Raw genomic sequence first — 23,719 nt, forward strand, 5'->3', positions numbered from 1 at the left:
GAGTTTTTTTTGTTGAATAGTAGAAATAGATAGAATTAGAAATTTAATATCATCAAGAATGAGCAAAAGAGTTTCATTAGAACCAAAAAATCACACAATTCCAGTAGTTTTTCTAGACGTTTGGTAAGACAAAGCTCCTATTTTTCAATACCATAATTAAGACCATATCATTTAAAGGAGGGTTTTTATGGCATTTCCCAGTAATTCACAATATACCCCTGTTTTAATTGGGGGAACACCATTATTTGACGTCTTGGGAGATGAGAGTCCCGTATCGACGGATATAGTAGGAAATTCAACATTTCCTGCAGGATTCTTCGCATACGATGGGACCAATGTTTATTTTAGGTTAAGGCTGAATGGGGATCCACGAAATAATCAGTTAACAGGCTTCAGAAATTTCTCATGGGGGGTTTTGATCAACACTACTGGTGTGGCAGGAACGTACGATTGGCTCTTTAACGTTGATGGGTTGAATAATCGTGTAGGTTTGATTCAAAATACGGTGAAATTAGTAAATTCGTGGAATGATCCAGCAAAAGGGACTGGCGGCGGAAATCCTAATTTCGCCCAGAAGATTACCAATTTTGATTTTGCCAGGGTATCGCCTGCTGATTCCAGCATTGGTGGGGAGCAGGATTTCTTTCTTGATTGGTTTCTCCCGGCAAGCACCGTCTTCTCTTTCTTGGGCATAAATGCTTCATCAGCTATTCGTGCCGTGTATTTTACCTCTGCAAACGCTAATAACTTTAATAAAGATTCCTTAAGAACGAGCGAGGGTTTTTCATTTGCAAATGCATTGACAGACCCCATCACTCCAGCACAAGCTGATATAAGAGCAAAATTAACAACGAATAAGGTATTGAACACCGGGCCACAAACAGTTGTTCTTGGCCAGCAAGCAAATTGGAGCGGCTCCATTACAGTCACCAATTCCGGGCGTTCTCAAGCAACATCTGTCTTTCTGGATGATATTATCGGGCCTGATGTCGTTAACTCTTTTGTCGTGAATTCCACTTCACAAGGATTAACAACGTACAATTCAGTGACTAAATTGCTTACCTGGAATGTAGGGAATCTGAATCCCGGTGCCACTGCAACATTAACATTTACATTAAATGGTGCATTCACGACTAGTGGTTCACGGAATTTGGATAGGGTACAAGCTTCAGGTTTTGATACTTCATCAGGGAATGCAATACAATCAAACACATCCGTCGTCAATATCACTGTCCAGCAGACCGCCACAATCAATGGGATAATTACCGATCAATCAACAGGATTGGTACTCCCGAATACAACAGTGTCTCTTCTTCAAGGAATGAGCACGATTGCTACAACTCAATCAAACGCAAGTGGATTTTATACATTTACGAATGCAGTACCTGGAAACTATACAGTACAGGCTGCTTTAACGAACTATGTAACAGGATCAGCTAACGTAACGGCAGTAGGTGGTACATCGACAACGGCGGATATTGCACTTGTACCTCAGCCGAGTACGATTTCCGGAAATGTATCAAATGGCGGTCCCATTAACAATGCAGCCGTCCAGCTTCTCAATAATTCAGGAACCGTAATAGACACCACATCCACTAACGGAGCAGGAAACTATTCTTTCGTAAATGTAACTCCGGGTATTTATAATGTTTCTGTTATCGCAGCCGGTTTTCAATCTCAAGTAAAATCCGTCATGACAGCGCCCAACCAGGCAGCGGTCGTCAATTTTACCCTCTTTGCAAATCCGGGAGCTATTTCAGGTACAGTCCGTGATTCCTCCAATAATACAGCCATCCCACTGGCAAATTTAGAGTTGATTGATTCAAACGGAGTACTCATTGCCACCACGACGGCAGATGGAAGCGGTCAATATTCCTTTAATAATTTCGCTCCAGGGAATTATCAAGTCAGGTCTTTCGCTACAAACTATAGTACAACGACAGTATTTTCAACGGTTACAGCTGGCAATACCACAATAACCAACATTTTCCTTGAGCCCAATCCCGGCTCTATTCAAGGCACGGTAGTAGACGGAGATACCTTGATGGCCATTTCAGGAGCCTCAGTACAGGCAGTGAACGGTCAAAATGTCATCGTAGCCTCTGCAACAACAAACGGAAGTGGACAATATTCATTTGATAGTCTTCTACCTGGATCGTATTCTCTTATCTTTACAGCTGATGGGTTTGCGACCATAAACCTCGGTGCGGTTGTTACATCAAACACTTCTACAACTGTGAATGCGTATTTATCCAAGCTTGCTGGAGCACTTCAAGGAACAGTACTGGATCCCAACGCCGCCGGGATACCAAGTGCAACGGTTACCATATTCCAAAATAATATTCAGATTAATTCTGTAGTAACTGACGCAAATGGTAACTACATGATCTCCGGACTGCCTCCAGGAAGCTATACGGTTGTTGCTAGTGCACCCAATTACACCACTGAAACCGTTGCAGCAATGATTGTAAATGGTCAATCCACCTCGTTAAATATTACGTTAAACGAAGATCCAGGTACATTGACGGGGTTTGTTAGAGACACGAATAATGCCCCGATTGCCGGAGGAAGTGTTACGGTTCAAATCAGTACCGGGGCAGGAATCATTGTTGCTACCACTGTCACGTCACCTGACGGATCCTATACGGTTCAGAGCCTTGCCCCCGGGAATTACACCGTTGTCGCAGCAGCATCAAATTTTCAGGCTGCCACTCAAGGGGTGACTGTTGTTTCGAATATGACCTCTAACGTGAACTTTAACTTGGCAGCTGATCCAGGTTCAATATCTGGAATCGTATCAAATGCCCAAACAGGCACGCCAATAGTTGGTGCAAATGTGGAGGTAAGAATTGTTGATTCAAGTGGAGCAGTCATCGCGACCGTTTTGACAGATAATAATGGAGAATATGTTGTAAATGGATTGGCTCCAAGTATTTACTCGGTCCTGGTTTCAGCACCAGATTTTCAAACCAATGCCGCTACTGTACAAGTCACCTCAAATCAAACAGTGGATGGAAGCATCGCACTTGAACCTGATCCCGGTCAGATAACGGGGACAGTCTTAGACAGTGTTGGGAGTAACCCTATCCCTGGAGCAAGTGTCAGCATCGTGAATAGCTCAGGAACACTGATTACAACGGTATTAACGGATCCAAACGGAATATTCATGGTTCAAGGACTCGCACCTGATAACTATACAGTGAATGTATTTGCAAACGACTTCCAAAACGGGACAGTGGGAGCCCTAGTAAATTCAGGGCAGACAACGCCGGTTTCGGTTTCACTGGAACCTAATCCAGGAGCGATAACGGGGACCATCAGCCCCCTTGTAACGAATACAACTATTCAACTTCGGAATGTTAACAACGTATTAATCGATTCAGTCGTGCCAAATCAGGATGGGACATTTTCATTCAATAATTTAACGCCGGGAAACTACACTGTTTTAGGATCGGCTCCTAACTATTCAACTGCCCAGGCTGGAGCTTTCGTCCTGGCGAATCAAACTTCAACCGTGGATCTGACTCTTACCCCAAACCCAGGCACAGTGTCAGGGATCGTGACGGATAATCTTGGAAATCCACTTGTAAACGCCATTGTACAAATCCTTGATCAAAATAATAGTTTAATCGGTTCAGGATTCACTGACTCATCTGGACAATATATTGTCGGAAATCTTCCAAGCGGATCATTCAATGTGGTTGTCAATTCACCTGGGTTCGGGCAGGTCATTACAGGGATTTTCGTAGAGGTGGGTCAAGATTTAAGTGATGTAAATATTTCCTTGATACCGAACCCGGGCTCCATCAACGGTCAGATCACTAATCGAACCACAGGAGAACCGATTTCAGGAGTAACTGTAATCATCATTGATGGAAGTTCTCAAATTCCAGTCGCAACAACAACAACTTCAGTATTTGGAAACTATTCAGTTAGTGGCTTATCACCGGGCTCATATATTGTCTCAGCAACTAAAATGAATTTTACCACAGAGCAGATTGGAGCCATTGTCATTAGTGATACAGATACGAGAGCCGATTTGTCACTAGGAGAAAATCCAGGTGCATTAGAAGGAAATGTTGAAGACACCAATGGAAATCCAATAACAGGAAATGATATTCAGATTTCAGTGTACAATGAAAACAATGTTCTGGTAGTTGCATTTTTTGCAAATTCAGACGGCACATACACTGTTCCATCTCTCGCGCCGGGTACGTACTTCATTACAGCTACGGTACCGAACTTTTCTTCCTCAACCGTTTCAGCAATCGTAGAATCCAATCAAACTAGTACTGTAACAAACGTATTAGCTGCAATTCCAGTAATGTTAACCGTTCAAGTCATGATTGAAAACACTGCGAATCCAATCCAAGGAGCAACGGTCACGGTGAGGCACGCCAATAACATCCCAATTGTAACAGGAATCACAGATGAAAGTGGATTTGTCACGTTTTTCTCTTTACCAACAGGCACATTGAATATCACAGCTGATGCTTCTTCGTTTGGAACGGATACGAAGTCTGTTATCGGTGGCCCTGGGGATATTCTATTTGCATCCCTGAATCTGGCGCAAAATCCTGGTCAACTCCAAGGGTTTATTTCAAATCTTACTAACGGAAATGCAATCGCTAACGCCGTCATTCAACTATACGATTTCACGAATGTTCTCGTCCAAACCACATTATCTAATCAAAACGGAGAATATACCTTCTCGAGAGTAACTCCTGGAGTGTACACGGTCATTGCCAATGCATCAGATTTTGGACCGGAGACGGCTGGTGCCATCGTAGAATCCAATCAAACCAGTTTACTAAGCTTTGCATTAAGTGCAAATCCGGGTATCGTACAAGGATTTGTCCGGGACTCGCTCACGCTTAATCCGATTCCAGGTGCAAACGTCGAAGTCAGGGAGCTTTCCGGATCGGGTCCAATCATTTTTACCACGATTACGGATTCGAATGGGTTCTTCCAGACGACGACCCTCTCCCCAAGGGTATATGTATTAGTCGGAAGCAGTCCTGGTTTTGGCACAAGCGCTGTATCGGCAGAAGTGATGAGTGGAGGTGTTACTGAAATTGAGCTTCTTCTTACGCCCAATCCGGGGTCCCTTGTCGGAACTGCTAGAGATGCTGCGACATTACAAGCCTTGACAGACACATTAATCAGGGTCATCGACAACCAGGGAACAGTAGTAGCGACCGTACAAACGTCTGTTGACGGAACATATCTTATCGAAGGTCTTGCTCAAGGAAGCTATTCTGTAGCCGCCATTAACCCTGACTATCAATCCGAAATTGTTCAAACAAACATTCAGCCTAATTCTACGACATTATTAGACTTTAATCTTCAGGGCAATCCCGCGACTCTTAGTGGAAACATCGTTGATGCATTCGATCAGTCCCCTTTAACCGGTGTAATTGTTGAAGTTTATTTAAGTGGAACCGACATTCTGGTGAGACGTGTCCTTACTGACGAAAACGGAAACTATTTAATCGAAGGACTGCCGCAAGGAACCTTTGACGTGAAAGCTCAGCTTCAAGATTACGCCATAAATGTGAATACCGTATTTTTATCACCTGGTGATAGTGAAGTGCTAAATGTTGAACTTGTTCCATTCCCTGCAACGGTTAAAGGAACGATTAGAGATGCAGACACATTTGATCTACTTAGCGGTGCACTTGTACAAGTGGTTATACCAAATACCGACATCGTTGTTGGGAGCATCATTACATCCAGTGACGGTACGTATTCTATCGGTAATTTACCACAGGGAAGCTATAATGTAGTCATATCAGCAGACGGCTATGCCACTGAGGTTGTACCGGTCATCCTTGCTCCAAAAGGGACAAAAACGGTGAATGCGAATCTTGACCCGAATCCAGCAACCATTTCCGGCGAGGTATTAAATGCTCAATCGGCTGCCGGAATACAAGGTGCGTTAGTGAGAGTTTTTAACTCTGACGGCGTGTTTATTACAAGCATTTTAACCGATGAAAATGGTTTCTACTCAATTTCAGGTTTGGGAGCAGGTCAATACACTGTTATAGCGAGTGCACCCGGTTTCGCAGATGGCATTAACATCGTTACGCTATCACCGGGTGAATCCGAATCACTGAATTTCAGCTTATCAAACCAAACCGCAACTCTTAGAGGAATTGTACGGGATAACGTGAACAATCAACCGCTTCAATCCGCTCTTGTACAAGTTTTCAGAATAGGTACAGCGATCCCGATTGCCTCTGTCCTTACCAATGGCTCTGGTGAGTATGTGATTGAGGGGTTAGATCCAAGAGAATATCGAATCGTCTTTTCGGCTGATGGATACACAAGTGAAGTCTTCAGGATTTTCCTTACCAATGGTGAAGACCGGACACTTAATGTGAATCTCCTGCGCCAGCCAGCAACCATTGCAGGTAATGTAACCGATGCGACAACAGGACTGCCGATCCAAAGTGCCGGCGTCATTACGGTGATCAGTGGAAGTGGAATCGTAGTAGCGTCCACCTTGACGGACCAAGAAGGAAATTATATATTAACTGGTCTGGCACCTGGTGATTACAACGTGATCTTCTCAGCTGATGGATACGTCAGGTCGACGTTCAAGATCACATTAAGCCCGAATGAAACAGCCATCCTCAATGCCGCTTTAGAACCAAATCCCGCTACCATTACGGGAAATGTACGTGACGTGAATACGCTCGATCCGATCGGGAACGCAATCATCCAAGTATTCACACTCGATGGAATATTACTGGGAGTTACCCTTACAGATATGAATGGTAGTTACATCATTTCTGGTTTGCCTGGGGGAACAGTCGTACTGGTCGTGCGTGCACAAGGATATCAAAGTCAAATGCAAAATGTCACCGTGACAAGAGGTAACACGACGACAGTCAACTTCTTATTAGAGGATAATCCGTCAAGCATAAGTGGGATTGTCACTGACATTCGAACAGGCGAACCCATTTCCCAAGTTCTTGTTCAAATCTTCCCGATAGGTTCCATTGTTCCGATTCGTTCTACCTTAACAGATCCAAATGGATTCTATATCCTAACGGGATTACCTGCAGGAACCTACGTGATTCGATTCACTGCAGCAGGCTACCCGGTCAAAGAGATTTCCATTGTACTTGGAGAAGGCGAAAGCCTACAGTTAAACGTTCAATTAGGAGAAGAAGCCCCACCTCCGCCACCAGGAAGTATAAGACCTGAATGCATCTCTGTAGAAAAAGTGTATGACTGGGTCATCGCAACCCATAACACCACTCAATCCGTCAGTCTCTCACCTGATTGCAGGGAGTTTGTAGATGAACTCGTGGCAAGAGGAGATGGAATACATGTAGAGTGTCAGCTCAATCCAAATACCGAGACGAGATGCTTGCTCCTTTCGTTCGAAACTGGAACACCGGGTTATGTAGTGATACGGGGGCAAGCGTTTTTGCTTGTGACCATCCAATCCTTATTTAATGAAGAAGATTTCTGCACCATGGAAGTACCAATCTTCTTTGATAAAAAACTAGCCGTATGCTTACCAGAAGGAATGGATGCAAGCAATGTGAACTGCTCTCTTATGGATATCAAGTGTCGTGAGAAAGAGGGAAGCCTCACTCGTGAACAAGTGAAACTTCAACTCATCGCATGCCTGGAAATAGAAATACTTCATCCAGTCGTTCTTGAAGTTTTAGGAACTTTCTGTACACCAAGGACCAATGTCAAGCGTGTGGAAGAAGAAGAAAAGGATATGTGTTAATAATAAAAAGAGGTGCCCTTCAGTGGAGAGCACCTCTTTTTTATGGGGAATTATTAAAGATGAATCAGTAACTTGAACTTCCTTTTTTTGTTTCTTGAGATTTTCTAATGTTTTTTCGATGGAAGGGAGAATCTTCTTGTTCATTTACGACACTAAAGGGATTGTTGTCTAGATCAAAGAAATCAAACCCTTTCATACCACCAAAGTCCTCAATAGGGGTAGTGACAACACCTGCACTCTTTAACTTCTCATGCACAGCCTCAATATTGTCTACTAAAAAATTAAAGTACACATTTTTCCTCTTCCCACTGATGACAAATTCAGTAGGCTGAGGGGATTCCACCTGAACCAATCCTATTTGAGTGTCACTATTAGGGAAATAAAAACCTGCACCACTATCCCAGGTATCAATCTTTCTCACACCTAAATGCTTTTCATACCATTTCATCGATTTCTCCATGTCCGTCACCGGGATAAATACACTACCGACTTTAAACAAAAAACTCACTCCTTCTATTTGGAATTCATTGGTATAACGATTATACTAGAATAAAAGTTACAAATGTTTTTAAATTTTTTTTGAAAGGACGAAAATGTTGATTTTTGAGGAACTGGAAACTACGATTCTAAAACTTTATAAGTATTGTATGAAGCTATCTGGTTCTATTCCAGAAGCAGAAGACCTTGTTCAGGATACCCTTTTGAAAACTTACAGATTGATGAAGTCAGATCCCGAACGAAACTTATCCATGTCCTTTCTCTATACCATCGCCAAAAACCTTTTTATCGATGGTAAAAGAAAAAGCAAAGATGTGGTTTGCTTTCATGAAGAGTATCATTTCGAATCATATGACTTTACCGAATATGACTCTCTGTTGGAATGTCTATTTACAGTGTTACCCCTTAAGCAAGCTATGCTTCTCACATTGAAAGACGTGTATGGATACTCATCTAAAGAAATCGCCTCAATGCTTCGAATCAGCGATACATCGGTCAAGACCGCTCTTCACCGTGCCAGAAATAGACTGATGAAGGGTGCTCCATATGCAAATTCTGATAAACAACTCCTTTTTGAAATAACAAACTCTATCAAGGAATCAAATACATTACGATTATTTCAATATTATCGACTGCTAGAAACCAAGTATTACAGTGCCTCGAGAAAATCAGTGAATACTATTAGCTATGTTGTTGATCCAGATGGAAATGTGTTAGAAATCATCAGTTGAGGAGGTATAATTATGATAACGCGTAACATAAAAGTGAAGAAAATTGGTGAATTGAAATTAATAGGTATTCGAGTCGTATGCCCCGGTGACCAGTACATAATAGAGATTCCAAAAGCTGCTTCTAAATTGAAAGAAAGGGTCCATGAGATTAAGGATCTTATAAATAAGCAGATTCAACTTGGTGCGTTCATTGCAGAGGACACTACTGGCGACTTGGATGGATACTGGGTAGGGATGGAAGTGGAGAAGATTGAAGTTATTCCCCCTGGCATGGTGTCATTAACGATTCCGCCACAAACCTATGTAAGTTCCTTTTATCAAGGGACGAATCATGGAATTAGAGATGCATATCGTGACATGCATGAATGGGCAGGGATAAATGGATATGCAAGACGTAGAGATTTATGGCACTTAGAGAAATTTTATCGTTTTGATAGTGGTGAACAGGTAGAAGTGGAATTGTTGGATACAGTTGAATCGAAGTGATTGGATGGCTGACTCTATAATAGAGTCGGTTTTTTTGATTGGACGTGAGTGGAGAGGGGCATATCGTGTTATAAATTTTGCAGAAAAGGTTGGAAAGCTTGCAATCATGGGTTTGAGACCGATTCGCCGTTAAATTAGAAATATCGCCGATAAAAGTAAATATTTCCCATTAAAATAAAATTTTCGCCGTTAAAACGAAAATATCGCCGTTATCTCCTTTTTCAGCACATGCATCATCATGAAAATTAAACCCTAACGGACCCAACCGACCGTTTCATAACTCTTTCACTAAAAAATTCTAATTTTTAAAAAATTATTATATAATTCCCAAAAAACCAAAAAAGACTACACAATGATAGGTATCGCATACACTCCACACCTCTCATTACACCTCTTGATCCAACAAAAATTCACAGCCAAAACTTAACCTTTTCCACCACTATTTTCCGACATAATGTTTCAAAATTCCACAAATGGGGTAAAAGAATGTTGGCGCAATTATACGGTTATACTAAATCCGTGGGTCGTCAGGACTAGATTAGATCCTGGACGGCTTTTGTTTTGCCCAAAATACATAAATAAAGGAGGGTGTAAACTGTGGAGAAATGGATGAAGTTTCTGGAGGTTAATGCACCTCGAATTCTTGACTTGACGATTGAGCATGCAGTGCTCGTCGGACTTGCGATTTTCGTTGCCCTTTTAATCGGGATACCTTTAGGGATATATTTAACAACCAATGATTATTTGGCGGAGACCGTGCTGCAGATTGCCTCGGTTATGCTGACTATTCCCAGCATTGCCTTGTTTGGGGTGATGATTCCGATTTTTTCAATCATCAACCAGGGAATAGGATTTGTTCCGGCCTTTGTGGCATTGGTTCTTTATTCTCAGCTACCTATTATACGGAATACATATACAGCGATTCGAAACGTAAGTCCTGAGATGCGTGATGCGGCGAAGGGGGTCGGGATGAAGACTCATCAACGTCTGCTGCGGGTGGAGATCCCAAATGCATTCCCTGTAATCATGGCGGGGATCAGAACAGCCGTCGTCTTAAACATAGGAATCGGTGTAATTGCAGCTTATATCGGAGCTGGTGGCCTCGGAGTCCTTATTACTCAAGGGATTTCCAGAGGAGACAATTATTTAATTATTAGTGGATCTGTAGCAGTGGCGATATTGGCTATGATTGCAGATGCAATCCTATTATGGATTCAAAAGCGATACACACCAAAAAGCATTGCATAAAGTGGAAGAGGTGAAGAGATGATTACATTTGATCATACAACGAAAACTTACGAAGGCGATGTGACAGCGGTTAAAGGTGTCGACTTTACCGTTGAGAAAGGTCACATAGTCGTATTATTAGGTCCATCAGGGTGTGGGAAAACCACCTTATTGCGAATGGTGAACAGGCTGGAATCGATTACAGACGGAAAAATCATCATCGACGGGCAGGACTCAATGGATTTAAATCAAATTGAATTGCGTAGAAAAATCGGGTACGTCATTCAAAGTAACGGACTGTTCCCTAATATGACGATCGAGGAAAACGTTATGATTGTTCCTGACATGCTAGGCTGGAGCAAAAAGAAAAAGAAAGAGCGGTTCAATAAGCTGATGGAAATGATCGGCCTTAACGGAGATAAGTTCGGTAGGAGATATCCACATGAGTTATCCGGAGGTCAGCAGCAAAGAATTGGTGTTATTCGTGCGCTGGCAGCAGATCCTCCAGTAATGTTGATGGACGAACCGTTTGGGGCACTTGATCCAATCATTCGTGAAAAAATACAGGATGAATTTCTGCAGATACAGCGTGAAGTGAAGAAAACGATTCTTTTTGTGAGTCATGATATCGATGAAGCGATTAAAATGGCAGATAAGATTGTTCTATTGCGTGGAGGAGAAATCATGCAGTACGACACTCCATCAGAAATGCTCGTCCGTCCAAAAAGTGATTTTGTATATGAGTTCTTTGGTAAAGATCGTGCCATCAAAAGTTTAAGTTTACATACGATTGAAAACTTGAAGAACATCATAGGCTTAGCTGACTTTGATGAATCCATTCCTGATACGAAAACGATCAATATTCGTCATGATCTTCGAAATACCTTGTCAATGCTTTTAAATCAGGAAGCTGACCAGGTCATCGTGACGGATGACGCAGGTATTAAACAAGGGGCCATTACGATTGATCTTGTACAAAAATATCTACACTATGAGATCAAAGGAAAAACGAACCTGGTTCAGAAAGGATGATTCTGTGAATACAAAAAAGGTTGTCAGTAATGTCGTTCGGTATTTCGTATATGCACTGGTCATCCTTTTCTTTGCCTGGGCTATTAAAAATGAATACTTCGATTATATGTTCAGTCAATCGAAAACGTTTCTCCTTTTATTGAAGCAGCATTTACAGCTGGTATTTGTTTCTTCCATATTAGCTCTTATAGTCGCGATCCCGGCTGGAATCTTGATTACACGAAAGCAGTTCAGACGAGCAGAGTGGATCGTGTCTAATACAGTCAATTTTGGCCAAACGATTCCTAGCTTAGCGGTTCTTGCACTTATGATCAGTATATTAGGAATCGGTTTTAAAACAGCCATTTTTGCACTGTTTATTTATTCCCTTTTACCGATTTACAGAAATACGGTTGCTGGAATTGACTCAATTGATGAAAATCTTATCGATGCTGCCAGAGGAATGGGGATGAAGCCGTATCAAATCCTCTTCCGTATTGAATTACCCAATGCAGCATATTCGATCCTGGCTGGAATCCGAACAGCGGTCGTATTGAACATCGGTACAGCTGCCCTGGCTTATGTCGTCGGTGGTGGAGGATTAGGTGTATGGATTTTTACAGGTATTCAATTGTTCGATAATGGATACTTAATCTCAGGTGCCATACCTGTAACGATACTAGCGATACTGGTAGATTTACTACTGCGATTGGTGGAGAGAATCGTCGTTCCAAAAGGTACGAAACAAACATTAGAAATGTAATTCATAAAGCAGGAGGTGACGATCGTGATACGGTATTCAAAATGGATAGGGATTCTCATCCTGACTCTTATGCTAAGCGCCTGTTCGAACGTAGGGATAGGAGGCAAACAAATTTCTGTAGGTGGAAAGAACTTTACGGAGCAATATCTTCTTTCAGAGATGACCGCTTTTCTATTAAAGGAAGAGGGTTTCAAAGTAAAGCAAATGAACAACCTGGGAAGTACGGTTGTTCGTAAAGCATTGGAAAACGAGCAGGTGGATATGATGTGGGAATACACGGGAACGGCCCTTATCACATATATGGGACAAGAACCGATGTCAGACCCCGAAAAGACCTTTCAAAAAGTGAAAGAGCTTGATGCGAAAAGGAACATTCATTGGATGAATATGTCCAATGTGAATAACACATACGCACTAGTCATGAATAAGGATCAGGCAAAGGAATTGGATATTGTATCAATCAGTGATCTGGCTGATTATGTCAATAACAATCCTGGCGAATTAACAATGGCGTCTGATGCAGAATTTGCGAATCGTCCGGACGGTCTTCCAGGAGTAGAGGAATTGTACGGTTTCAAATTCGGTTCGGGACAGATCAAACAGATGGATCTCGGCCTGACCCAAAGAGCACTGAATAACCGCCAAGTCGATGTTTCGGTTGCCTTTGAGACAGATGCAACGATTGTAGATTATGACCTGGTGACGTTGAAGGACGATAAGAAATTCTTTCCACCGTACCGGGCCGCCGTAAGCATAAATAAAAACGTTTATGAAAAATACCCGGAAATCAAAGACATCACGGCTAAATTAGCCGATAAACTTAACAGTGATATTATGAGGGAGCTAAATTACAAAGTGGATATTGAAGGGAATAGTGTATCCGTTGTGGCTCATGACTGGCTTGTTGAGAATGAGTTGATTAAAGAATAGATCAATGATAAAAAAAAGAACTAAACCGCCTTTGGTTTAGTTCTTTTTTGAATATGATAGCCACTTTATAGCTCATTCGTCTAAGCATAAAACAATGGAGTGAATAGTCTATAGTAATTACGTCTTTGTTCAAGGCAACATTGGAGGAGTTTTCTTGAAACCTACTGTGTCTATTGTTATACCTTTTTATAATTGTTCATTTGTCGATCAGGCGATTCGTAGTGCATTGAATCAATCTTACTCGAACGTTGAAGTAGTTGTAATTGATGATGGATCAACAAAAGAAGTTGAGAGGCTAACACCCTTTTTAAATCAAATTAACTACTTCAGAAAAGAAAATGGAGGAACGGCATCGGCTGTAAATGAAGGAATAAAGAGAGCAAGTGGAGATTATATCGCTTGGTTGAGTTCAGATGACTATTTCGATCATCTGAAAATAGAGAAGCAATTGGATTATATGTTACGAAGGAGGGCTAAGGCAAGCTTCCATAATTATGATGTTATTAACCAAACAAATGAAGTGTTGCTCCCCTGCATTGGAAAGAGATTTACCAATGCAGAAGAAATATATCATACCTTTTTGACTATCAATCCTGTCAATGGGTGTTCCATCATGGTGCATAAAGATGTGTTCAGGGATATAGGATATTTCAGTACAGAATTTAAATTCACGCAAGATTTTGAGATGTGGAACAGGATGTTAATCAATGGGTATGTCATATATTATTTAGATGAGGTTTTATTGAAGTATAGATCACACCCTGAGTCGGGAACGAGTAAACATTCTGACAAATTGAAGAAGGAGGTATCCATTATTAAACAACATTATCATCATAAGATCCTTCATTATCTGTCAGAAAATGGGGCTGCATTGAAGAGCATCAGATTCTAAGAATGAACTGATCATGAAGAATTTACTGGACTCCTAATACCATTTACCACATACAGAATACTGATCAATTCATATTTGTCAGTTTAAATCACCTTGGCAGACTCCCAACCGAGCCAGAAGAGACACTCTTCTGGTATATTCAATTTAAAAATAGTAAACTTACTACATATTAAGGAGGCACTTAAATGAAAACTGAAAAACAGAAAATGCTGGACGGTGATCTTTACGAACCATGGGACCCGCAATTAATGAGTGAGAGAAAACAAGCCCGTTTTTTAACTCGTATGCTAAATCAAACCACAGAAGAAGATGATGAGAAGAGAGTGGATGCCATAAAAAGGTTGTTCGGATCTACAGGGGAAAACGTATATTTAGAGCCTGACTTCAGATGTGATTATGGATATAACATTCACGTCGGCAATCATTTCTTCGCTAATTTTAACTGTGTGATTTTGGATGTGTGTGAAGTCCGCTTCGGTGAAAATTGTATGCTCGCACCTGGAGTACATATTTACACAGCGACTCACCCAGTGAATCCGATTGAACGAAACAAAGGACCGGAATTCGGGAAGCCTGTCAAAATCGGAGACAACTGCTGGATCGGTGGAGGCGCAATTATCAATCCCGGAGTGACGATAGGTGATAATGTGGTTATTGCTTCTGGTGCAGTTGTGACAAAGAATGTCCCGTCTAATGTAGTGGTGGGTGGAAATCCTGCCCGTATCATCAAGGAGATTGACTTGGAAGATAAGAGGTAATCTTTTTCAAAAGGTTGTTTCTTAAAGGTTGCAGTTTAACGAACTACGTAATTCATTGGACCTGAGAGGCATTACTTGCTTCTATTCAAAATAAAATTGGTCAACTTTCTTCTTGAAAAGGGTGAAATGATGAAAATACAAGCCATGCTCCCGTCAGTTTGGGAACAAGTTAGTAACATTTATTTAGAGGGGATCAATACAGGAAACGCGACTTTTCAACACGTAGTACCTTCTTGGGAAGATTGGGACGAAACACATCTTAAGGATTGTCGGATTGTAGCAATCATCGATGGGCAAATAGTTGGTTGGGCCGCCCTGAGTCCCATCTCAAGTAGGTGCGTATATGCAGGCGTCACTGAAGTCAGTGTGTATGTCAGTATGAAATATAATAGAAAAGGTATTGGGAGCGCCCTCATGAAATCATTAATTGAACAAAGTGAGGAACAAGGAATTTGGACCTTACAGTCAGGGGTTTTTCCAGAGAACCTTTCGAGTATTCACCTTCATAAAAAATATGGTTTTCGTGAGGTAGGCATAAGAGAAAGAATTGGAAGACTGGATGGAGCCTGGCGGGATGTGGTGCTGCTTGAAAGAAGAAGTGACAGAGTTGGTAATGAAGATTATTAAAAGCCAGGATGGCTCGATTCACCCTAGCTCTGAAACAATTAAAACTTCTCCGGAAACTGCTTTACAATTCCAGCTGTTAGGGCATCAGACAGGTGAAGAATATGGGCTCTCCCTTTATCGAAGCTTGTAATGTTTCCTTTCCAGTCTTTCTTGATACGTGCGACTGCTTCATCGCTGACGAATTGCAAGTGCATATATAACAGGTCTTTTAGCGCATTTTCAGACAAGTAAGGATTTGCTTTTGCTAAAAATCCTGCAATGTCATCTGCATTTCGATACCATTCTTTGTTTAATTTCTCCACCGCTGCTTGCTTTCCATTTTTTGCGGCATCAACGATTTTTCCTGCCAATACAATATGCTCAGTCAACAAATCAGCCAGCTTATTACCAGCCTCTTCGCCGTAAAAAGGTTTTATTGCATTCCCGATGTCTTTTTGATTTTGAAGTAATCTTGCAAGGACCACATCCTGATCCTCTAATCCATCAACGGCACTTATAATATAATTACGGGTATAGATGACATGCTCGTTCCATAAGATTCTCATGTCTTCTTTTGCTTTCACGTTGGCTTCGCTTACACATTCAGCCTGCTTAGCTTCTGCTGAAGTACTGAGTGCAGGTAAGAAAGAAAGTGTTATCATAAACCCCACCACAAGAATTCCAATCTTTTTCACTAATACTCCTCCATTCATTTTGCTTTCGCCTTTTATTATTCACTTCTTTTCCCCATTCACTCATAGAAACCTAATTGGTAAAATGTGCTGATATATTTGAAATAGTAATCGAGGATGGAAGGTACGTAGAATGGATGCGGATTTCTCTCTTTTTTAGGGAAGCCGTAATTGAAAAGAGATTCAATTTTTTTTTTAAAAAAAGGCTGTCCAATTTCTATAAAAACTCGTTGCTTGTCCTCACCTTCCACTCACTCTCGGCATAAAGTATTCTATGGAGGTGATGCATTGGCAAGAAAATTACAAGTGTATCTTTTCAGCAGTCCACCAGCAACTCATTCCAAGTATGACTTGGGATCTCCTTCCCTCTCAAATATGTACGTTGCACAGTTTGGGGTAACTCTTCGACTCCTGACTCATTAAAAGAACAATGGTTATAAGATCAACAGTTCATACTGAAAAAAATGAAGCGAGCACCAGTATGAACCTCCGCCGGCCAATTGATACAAAATGATGAATAAGAACGAGAGTAAAGAAATAAAATAAAGAAATAGAATAAAAACACCTATAAGAAAGTTTCCTCCATAAAAATAGAATCGTGCATAAAAAATGTTCCCTTCACTACAGGGAACATTTTTTCGTATTATCTTAGAGGAGAAAGCAGGTAAAGTCCAAGCAGGCTTGTCCATATGTGAATATAGTACTATATGTCATACTCTTAGGAGGATATAATATTGAAAACTATAATGATTGATCCTGGTCATGGAGGTACTGATCCAGGTGCTGTTTACAATGGGAATGAAGAGAAAACCTTCAATCTCTCAACGGCACTCATTGTAAGAGACTATTTGTTGAAAAACTACAATGTGGACATTTTGATGACGAGAACTGGTAATGAAACGCTTTCTTTAACGGAAAGATCAAACTTTGCCAACCGTACTAATCCTGATTTTTACTTGTCCATCCATCATAATGCTGGGGGTGGAACCGGATTTGAGAGCTATGTGTATAATGGCAGTGTTCCTTCCCAGACGATTACCTATCAGAAAATCATTCACGATGAGGTTACTTCAGCTATTCAATCATCTTATAATGTGATTGATAGAGGGAAAAAGAGAGCGAATTTTCACGTATTACGTGAAACGAACATGTCTTCACTTCTACTTGAGATTCTATTTATTGATAATCCAAAGGATATTGCGTTAATGAACAACGCTGCATTTAGAAAGACTGTAGGTGTGGCAATCGCAAGGGGTGTTGCTAAGGCTTTAGGTTTACCTGCGAAAATAGTGAATGAAAAAGAACTTTTCAAAGTGATCGCTGGATCATTTACGAAGCGTGAAAATGCTGAAGACCAAGTAAATGAGTTGAATAGAAAAGGTTTAAATTCATTCATTGATACAGTGGTGGTCTTGGGGAAAACGTATTACAGGGTTCAAACTGGTGCTTTTACAGAAAGAGTGAACGCAGAAAAACAAGTGGCCACACTAAAAAAAATGGGTATTGAAGCATTTATTTTAGTAAGAGTTGCCGATGATAGCCCCAAGCCCCCTGTACCATCTCCAACTGATCCGCCAAAACCGACACAGCCTCCTTTGCCGCCGGGAATACAGTATTCAATTTTGGGCCCATCTGTATTACGAACAGAACAATTGGATGACTTTGTGAAAACGATTAACCCGGATGCGCCACTGTTAGGGGGATTTTATCTCTTTTACGGGAATCTTTATGGAATTAAAGGTGACGTAGCTTACGCTCAAGCAATACATGAAACCAACTATTTCAGATTCACAGGACAAGTCAACCCAAATCAAAATAACTATGCAGGGATTGGTACTACCGGTCCTGGAAATGACGGAGCATCATTTAAGACTCCAGAAGAAGGGGTTCTTGCTCATATTCAGCATCTGTACGCGTATGCTTCAACCGATCCAATTCCACAAGGACAATCACTCGTGGATCCCCGTTTTTCATTAGTCACACGAGGGAGCGCCAAAAACTGGACAGATTTGAACGGAAAATGGGCAGTACCGGGGACAACCTATGGACAAAGTATTCTTTCTGTTTATAAAAGAAACATCCAAGATGCGATGAAAGCTATAGAGGAACAAAAAATTGAGTTAAATGATACTCTTGAGAAACTGAAATGATGATAGTGGGGTGCCGTGATGGATGGCACTCTTTTTTTGAGTGGAAGAGGAAGCAGTGTATATTTGTCTTTTTTTTATCATAATCCTGTGCTCCAGAGCAAATACTAAACGTATGTTCGGGAGGTGAACCAGATGGAAAAGAAGAGCTTTGAACAGGTTTATGAAGAATACAAGAAGCAAGGTGAATTTCAAGCTGAAGTAGAAATGGCTCAGGAGATTGCAACTGGAGCAGAACAGATTGTAGCCGTTCGCCGAAACGAGGACGACGATCTCATCGCTTTTAAAACCGAAAGCGGGAGGGAGTTGGATTATATCACTGCACTAGAAGAAGCAAAGTCAGGAAAACTAGCTCATGTCGATGTGATTCATCGGTATGGGAGAGATGTTCTTCGCAGTGAACCCGATGGAATAAAAGAGAATAATCTAAGTGAACTTCCTTCTTTTTAACAATAATAAAATCGAGCATAAAACCAGTGTTGGTTTTATGCTCGATTTTATTATTAAGGGAATGCTTCATCAATCAACAACTTTATGAATAAATCCTATTCCCACGTTCAGTCCTCATCTTTCAATAGATGATAGATCATTCGTTCCCGCTCATCAAAAAATTGCTTCATAGTCTTATAATGGCTGGTTTCTTCCAATGAAGACTCTTCTAAACCTTCTTCTGTTAATTCAATCAGGGAAGAAGAAGGGTATGCCATCAGAATGGGTGAGTGAGTGGCAATAATGAACTGTGAGTCATCATTCACAAGTTCATGTATCCTGGAGAGCATGGATAACTGCCTTAAGGGGGAGAGTGCGGCTTCCGGCTCATCCAATATGTAAATCCCTTTACCTCGAAAACGATTCATAAAGGTTGAGAAAAAGGCTTCTCCGTGTGATTGCTCATGGAGAGATTTCCCTCCAAAAGAATCAATCACTCGCGGCCCAAAAGAGGGCTGCTGATCCAATTTTTCTATATTCGTCGCAACATTGTAAAAGCTTTCTGCTCTCAAGAAAAAACCATCCTTTGGTCGTTCGACGCCTCTCACAATCCTTAAGTACTTATCCAGATTCGAATACGAATCATACGTGGAGAATGAAAAGTTCAGCGTACCTCCTTCAGGATTAAAACCAATGGCCATTGCAATGGCCTCAAGGAGAGTTGATTTCCCCATTCCGTTTTCCCCCACAATAAATGTAACATTTGGGTGAAAGGAGAGGTCTGTCAGGCTCCGAATACTTGGAATATGAAAGGGATACGAATGAAAAGAAGGAACGTTTTCCCTTTGAAGTGACACTTTTCGAATATAAGATTGAGAAGATAAAGACATAATGTCCTCCTTTTTATCTATAGGTTAGCATAAAAAAACAGAATCCGGGTACAAAAAAATGCCATCACGATTTACGTAATGGCATTCCATTTTATTATCTTATCTTGAAGGTTCGAGAAGAACAACACTTTCTATAGTTGTAGCCAAAAGACTAATGTCTGTAAACTCTTCAACTTTCATTGAATCCATATATGTGATTTGAAAGCAATCCCTGTCCAACTGGTAGGTAACGGTCATAACGGGTGAGTGATCATGACTTGATATCGTATGAACGATCTCACTATCCTTGAATTCCTTAAGAGTATTGAGCATGGTTACGATATTTTCTAGTGACATATAACATGTCTCCCTTCTACTTGCTCGAGGGATTGACTAAATACAGTCTCGTAGACCCAATGAAACTTAAGTATAACACATAAACGTATAAATAGAAACGTTTGTTCTGAAAATGACTGGAAATGAGCTTTTTGTCACAGATATCATACGTATACCCCCTTTCTTGACGTCATATGATGTAAGAAAAAGGGAGGCGGGTGATGAGATGGTAAATCAACTTTCAAAAGATGACCCCTCCAAATTGAACTATCCAGACGATATGCTGGCCATTATCCGGAATGGATTAAATCCAACCAAACCCAAAAAAGTGATAATCATTGGAGCAGGAATGAGTGGTTTAGTCGCAGCTTCTCTACTGAAAAAAGCCGGACATGAGGTAACGGTTTTAGAAGGAAATAAACGGATCGGGGGCAGGGTATATACAGTTCGTAAGCCATTCACACCCGGTAATTATTTGGACCTGGGAGCCATGAGAATTCCCGATAACCATCAGTTGGTGTTTGAGTATATCCGAAGATTCAAGCTTCCTTATCATGAATTCATTAATAATTCCCCAAGAGATTTACTATTTGTAAACAATATCCTTACAACAAGGGAGCTATACGAAAATAATCCAGCCATTCTACAGTATCCTTTACCAGAAGGTGAGCAGGGTAAAACGGCTTCGCAATTATTCCTTGAAGCAACCAAACCCTTTATCGAATTGTATAATAACAGTGACCATGAGGAACAACAAAATTTAATAAAAAAATACTCTGGCTATTCGATGGGACAATTTTTAGCAAATAACCCATACGGTAAATCATTATCCTATAATGCAATCCGGAAAATCAATGTCATTCTCGGGATAGAAGGATTCCCTGAATTCTCCTTCGTCGACATATTAAAAGACATCATCTTTCCTATATTCAGGAAACAAACAAAATTTTATCAAATAAAAGGAGGAAACGACCACTTACCTTATGGATTTGTCCAAGAGATTGGGTCACACATTCTACTGAATCAAAAAGTGACCCACATTATACAATCCGATGGCGGAGTAAGCGTTAGATCAGTAAACTCCGCAGACGGATTGGTACGGGAATACAATGCCGATTATGTCATTGTAACCATACCATTTACTGTCTTCCAGTATATCGATGTCGTACCTTATGATTCAATATCCTTCAAAAAGTGGCAGGCGATCCGGGAAGTAACGAATATTCCATCCGTCAAAATAGGAATCGAATTTCGTCGTCGCTTCTGGGAAGATATGGATTACGGAAACATCGTGTCAGATCTCCCCACACGCTTTACGTATATGCCGAGTCACGACAAGGGTAGCAATAAACCAGGGGTCATGTTAGCGAGTTACAGCTGGGGACAGAATGCACTCTTATGGAACAGTAAATCAAAACAAGAAATCATCAAAGAAGTATTAGAAGACCTATCTAAAATATATGGCGAACAGGTGTATACTGAAATGCTGAATTATGTAGTCTACAACTGGAGTAAAAACCCATTCTCTGCAGGATGTTTTACCCTTTATACCCCTGGTCAGGCAAGTGATATCGGGGATTATATCAAGATACCCGAAGGCAGAATTCATTTTGCCGGAGAGCACACATCCTCTTTTCATGGTTGGATTGAAGGGGCGATAGAGTCGGGGGTAAGGGCAGCCAATGAAGTGAATAGCAGATAAGGGATTAAAATGCATGAGTTTACTCATGCATTTGTTCGTATAGAAGTTTTTATAAAAAATCAATAATATTTTATTGGAAAACAATAAATCTCATTATATAATTTAGAAAAACATGGTATCAGAGGTGTGTTATGAAACGAGGAACGACGATTTTTTTAAAAGGGGCAGTAATGGCAATAGGAGCGATTGTATTCATCCTTTGTATTGTCTGGTTGCCAACCATGGCGAAGCATTCGGCCGATCTATTTCCCCAATTCGCTTATTTGAAATGGCCGATTTTAATAGGATTATACTTAACAGCGGTTCCATTTAATTTAGCGCTGTACCAAGCTTTTAAGCTTTTAACGTGTATTGAAGAGAACGCTTTTTCGACGAAGGCAATAGTGGCTCTTCATCGAATAAAACTGTATGCCTTACTAATTACTGCCATTTATGTGTCAGGAATAGTGTTTCTACTAATCCAAAATGCTCTTCATCCGGGTATTGCTATGGTCGGGATCATTATTAGCTTTGCGTCTGTCACCATATCGATATTCGCAGCAGTCCTACAAGAATTACTGCGGAATGCACTTAAACTAAAAGTTGAAAATGATTACACGGTATGAGGTGAAATAGGAAATCCGACCGAATCCCGGAAAAAACCTTCTACTCTATCAACACCCTGCATAAAGTTAACTATTAAATACTTTATATAGGGGTACTGATGATGTCGTATAAGTCTCGAAACAACAATAGCTTAGTCCCACTAGTATTCGTCTCTATGAAGGCCATCATTCGGGTAGTATTGATCGGTATCGTACTCATGTACTTGACCGTATGGTTGATCTCGTCAACTGCCATAAAATTGAGGGTGGATAGTTTACTGTATTCATCAATGTCGGAACTAGTACCGAAGGAAACGTTTCTTATGTTGTTGTCACAGGAAATGACAGGATTGCGGGTTACAAATGAGGCAGCATTAAACAGTGATTTTGATTGGTTGGAAAGCGTCACGAATGTTTCACTCCTTGATCCGCGAAGTTTATTTGGACGGGAAATCCCGGGAATCGAAAATTATCATACTCACATAGCCGTTGCGGGGAAGGGGACTGACATTACGAACCTCCCGAATGAATCACCGGCGCCAACAGAAGATCAGTTGAAAGATCAGGAATTCGATCAGAGCCAAATTGATCAGGCAAACAACAACTCGGGAGACGGAGTTCAAGAGATTGATGAAAAATCCGTCTACATCTATCATTCACACAGCTGGGAAGCGTTCAGCCCGCTAATTAAAAATAACGATTCGAAAGATCCAGCGAGTACCAACGAGAAGGTCAACGTCATTGCTGTAGGGTCCAAATTAAAGCAAGAACTTGAAGCAAGGGGGATTGGGGCAGTTCAGGATAAGACAGATGTAAACAAAGCACTCAAAGACAAGTCATGGACATATTTTGAATCCTATCAGTTATCAAGGGGACTAGTACAAGAAGCCATAGCCCAAAACGATGACTTAACGTACCTGATCGATATTCATCGGGATTCTCAGCCGCGGAGCATCACTACCAAAACCATTAACGGTAAAAACTATGCACGCTTATTTTTTATCGTAGGAAAAGAAAACAAAAACTTTGAAAAGAACCTTAAGATCGCAAAGGAATTGAATGCTAAACTGGAGGAAAAATATCCTGGCATCAGCCGGGGAGTTTTCATCAAAACAAGAGCAGAAGGTAACGGGGTTTACAATCAGGACCTAACCGAGAGAGCCATGTTACTTGAGTTTGGCGGAGTTGAAAATAATTTAGTGGAATTGTATAACTCTACAGAAGCGTTTGCGGAGATTTTTGCAGAATATTACAAGAAGGATGCTGTCGAGGTAAATGCACAATAATTGAAAGGGAGAAAAGACGTAT

At 40.9% G+C, this 23,719-nt stretch carries 20 protein-coding genes; 16 read left to right on the forward strand and 4 right to left on the reverse strand.

The features are described from left to right. Positions 1 to 187 precede the first annotated feature (187 nt). Entirely contained in the window at positions 188 to 7,750 is a 7,563-nt protein-coding gene (locus FZC88_RS04325; RefSeq protein ID WP_148993778.1) for a carboxypeptidase regulatory-like domain-containing protein, read from the forward strand. 64 nt (positions 7,751 to 7,814) lie between these two features. Here the strand turns inward: FZC88_RS04325 and FZC88_RS04330 are convergent, their stop codons facing one another. After that, positions 7,815 to 8,249, reverse strand: a complete 435-nt coding sequence (locus FZC88_RS04330) for a VOC family protein (protein WP_148993779.1) — start codon at positions 8,247 to 8,249, stop codon at positions 7,815 to 7,817. Between the two features lie 94 nt (positions 8,250 to 8,343). Between FZC88_RS04330 and FZC88_RS04335 the strand changes: the two genes are divergently transcribed. The 9 genes from FZC88_RS04335 (at position 8,344) to FZC88_RS04375 (ending at position 15,673) form a co-directional block, all read left to right on the forward strand. Then, complete coding sequence (locus FZC88_RS04335; RefSeq protein ID WP_262371671.1) at positions 8,344 to 8,979, forward strand: RNA polymerase sigma factor; 636 nt, start codon at positions 8,344 to 8,346, stop codon at positions 8,977 to 8,979. Positions 8,980 to 8,991: 12 nt separating this feature from the next. Then, positions 8,992 to 9,465, forward strand: coding sequence for a GyrI-like domain-containing protein (locus FZC88_RS04340; RefSeq protein ID WP_148993780.1), 474 nt, complete (start codon positions 8,992 to 8,994; stop codon positions 9,463 to 9,465). Between the two features lie 597 nt (positions 9,466 to 10,062). Further along, positions 10,063 to 10,713, forward strand: coding sequence for an ABC transporter permease (locus tag FZC88_RS04345; protein ID WP_148993781.1), 651 nt, complete (start codon positions 10,063 to 10,065; stop codon positions 10,711 to 10,713). An 18-nt stretch (positions 10,714 to 10,731) separates the two neighbouring features. Continuing rightward, positions 10,732 to 11,724, forward strand: coding sequence for an ABC transporter ATP-binding protein (locus FZC88_RS04350; RefSeq protein WP_148993782.1), 993 nt, complete (start codon positions 10,732 to 10,734; stop codon positions 11,722 to 11,724). Positions 11,725 to 11,728: 4 nt separating this feature from the next. Beyond that, positions 11,729 to 12,466, forward strand: coding sequence for an ABC transporter permease (locus FZC88_RS04355; protein ID WP_148993783.1), 738 nt, complete (start codon positions 11,729 to 11,731; stop codon positions 12,464 to 12,466). 24 nt (positions 12,467 to 12,490) lie between these two features. Beyond that, a complete protein-coding gene (locus FZC88_RS04360) occupies positions 12,491 to 13,396 on the forward strand; it encodes a glycine betaine ABC transporter substrate-binding protein (RefSeq protein WP_262371673.1) in 906 nt (301 codons plus the stop codon). 154 nt (positions 13,397 to 13,550) lie between these two features. Then, a complete protein-coding gene (locus tag FZC88_RS04365) occupies positions 13,551 to 14,288 on the forward strand; it encodes a glycosyltransferase (protein WP_148993784.1) in 738 nt (245 codons plus the stop codon). Between the two features lie 185 nt (positions 14,289 to 14,473). After that, a complete protein-coding gene (locus FZC88_RS04370; protein ID WP_148993785.1) occupies positions 14,474 to 15,046 on the forward strand; it encodes a sugar O-acetyltransferase in 573 nt (190 codons plus the stop codon). 129 nt (positions 15,047 to 15,175) lie between these two features. Then, complete coding sequence (locus tag FZC88_RS04375; RefSeq protein WP_148994282.1) at positions 15,176 to 15,673, forward strand: GNAT family N-acetyltransferase; 498 nt, start codon at positions 15,176 to 15,178, stop codon at positions 15,671 to 15,673. 38 nt (positions 15,674 to 15,711) lie between these two features. Here the strand turns inward: FZC88_RS04375 and FZC88_RS04380 are convergent, their stop codons facing one another. Continuing rightward, complete coding sequence (locus FZC88_RS04380) at positions 15,712 to 16,347, reverse strand: glycosyltransferase (RefSeq protein WP_148993786.1); 636 nt, start codon at positions 16,345 to 16,347, stop codon at positions 15,712 to 15,714. A 285-nt stretch (positions 16,348 to 16,632) separates the two neighbouring features. On the opposite strand from FZC88_RS04380, the gene FZC88_RS24320 reads away from it, so the two are divergent. The 3 genes from FZC88_RS24320 (at position 16,633) to FZC88_RS04390 (ending at position 18,941) form a co-directional block, all read left to right on the forward strand. Then, a complete protein-coding gene (locus tag FZC88_RS24320) occupies positions 16,633 to 16,767 on the forward strand; it encodes a hypothetical protein (RefSeq protein ID WP_262371676.1) in 135 nt (44 codons plus the stop codon). A gap of 311 nt (positions 16,768 to 17,078) precedes the next feature. Further along, positions 17,079 to 18,494, forward strand: coding sequence for an N-acetylmuramoyl-L-alanine amidase (locus FZC88_RS04385; protein ID WP_148993787.1), 1,416 nt, complete (start codon positions 17,079 to 17,081; stop codon positions 18,492 to 18,494). A 132-nt stretch (positions 18,495 to 18,626) separates the two neighbouring features. Beyond that, on the forward strand, positions 18,627 to 18,941 hold the full coding sequence (locus FZC88_RS04390; RefSeq protein ID WP_148969120.1) for a DUF3892 domain-containing protein: 315 nt from the start codon (positions 18,627 to 18,629) through the stop codon (positions 18,939 to 18,941). A 107-nt stretch (positions 18,942 to 19,048) separates the two neighbouring features. On the opposite strand, the gene FZC88_RS04395 is transcribed toward FZC88_RS04390, so the two are convergent. Continuing rightward, positions 19,049 to 19,810, reverse strand: coding sequence for an AAA family ATPase (locus FZC88_RS04395; RefSeq protein WP_148993788.1), 762 nt, complete (start codon positions 19,808 to 19,810; stop codon positions 19,049 to 19,051). A 99-nt stretch (positions 19,811 to 19,909) separates the two neighbouring features. Further along, complete coding sequence (locus FZC88_RS04400) at positions 19,910 to 20,146, reverse strand: hypothetical protein (RefSeq protein WP_148969118.1); 237 nt, start codon at positions 20,144 to 20,146, stop codon at positions 19,910 to 19,912. 205 nt (positions 20,147 to 20,351) lie between these two features. On the opposite strand from FZC88_RS04400, the gene FZC88_RS04405 reads away from it, so the two are divergent. From FZC88_RS04405 to spoIIP, 3 genes are all read left to right on the forward strand, one after another. Next, positions 20,352 to 21,827, forward strand: coding sequence for a flavin monoamine oxidase family protein (locus tag FZC88_RS04405; RefSeq protein ID WP_148993789.1), 1,476 nt, complete (start codon positions 20,352 to 20,354; stop codon positions 21,825 to 21,827). 131 nt (positions 21,828 to 21,958) lie between these two features. Beyond that, positions 21,959 to 22,432, forward strand: coding sequence for a DUF2975 domain-containing protein (locus tag FZC88_RS04410; protein WP_148993790.1), 474 nt, complete (start codon positions 21,959 to 21,961; stop codon positions 22,430 to 22,432). A gap of 101 nt (positions 22,433 to 22,533) precedes the next feature. Then, positions 22,534 to 23,697 (forward strand): stage II sporulation protein P, encoded by a 1,164-nt coding sequence (gene spoIIP, locus FZC88_RS04415; RefSeq protein ID WP_187443367.1) that lies wholly within the window; start codon positions 22,534 to 22,536, stop codon positions 23,695 to 23,697. Positions 23,698 to 23,719: the final 22 nt, after the last annotated feature.

The sequence above is a fragment of the Rossellomorea aquimaris genome, assembly GCF_008180865.1.
Classification (GTDB): Bacteria; Bacillota; Bacilli; order Bacillales; family Bacillaceae_B; genus Rossellomorea; species Rossellomorea yichunensis.

Bases quoted from the DNA above. Each gene is read 5' to 3' on its own strand.
- FZC88_RS04405 (WP_148993789.1), top strand. From the start codon at position 20,352: ATGGTAAATCAACTTTCAAAAGATGACCCCTCCAAATTGAACTATCCA.
- FZC88_RS04370 (WP_148993785.1), top strand. From the start codon at position 14,474: ATGAAAACTGAAAAACAGAAAATGCTGGACGGTGATCTTTACGAACCA.
- FZC88_RS04395 (WP_148993788.1), bottom strand. From the start codon at position 19,810: ATGTCTTTATCTTCTCAATCTTATATTCGAAAAGTGTCACTTCAAAGG.
- FZC88_RS04335 (WP_262371671.1), top strand. From the start codon at position 8,344: ATGTTGATTTTTGAGGAACTGGAAACTACGATTCTAAAACTTTATAAG.
- FZC88_RS04410 (WP_148993790.1), top strand. From the start codon at position 21,959: ATGAAACGAGGAACGACGATTTTTTTAAAAGGGGCAGTAATGGCAATA.
- spoIIP (WP_187443367.1), top strand. From the start codon at position 22,534: ATGTCGTATAAGTCTCGAAACAACAATAGCTTAGTCCCACTAGTATTC.
- FZC88_RS04340 (WP_148993780.1), top strand. From the start codon at position 8,992: ATGATAACGCGTAACATAAAAGTGAAGAAAATTGGTGAATTGAAATTA.
- FZC88_RS04350 (WP_148993782.1), top strand. From the start codon at position 10,732: ATGATTACATTTGATCATACAACGAAAACTTACGAAGGCGATGTGACA.
- FZC88_RS04325 (WP_148993778.1), top strand. From the start codon at position 188: ATGGCATTTCCCAGTAATTCACAATATACCCCTGTTTTAATTGGGGGA.
- FZC88_RS04390 (WP_148969120.1), top strand. From the start codon at position 18,627: ATGGAAAAGAAGAGCTTTGAACAGGTTTATGAAGAATACAAGAAGCAA.
- FZC88_RS04400 (WP_148969118.1), bottom strand. From the start codon at position 20,146: ATGTCACTAGAAAATATCGTAACCATGCTCAATACTCTTAAGGAATTC.
- FZC88_RS04375 (WP_148994282.1), top strand. From the start codon at position 15,176: ATGAAAATACAAGCCATGCTCCCGTCAGTTTGGGAACAAGTTAGTAAC.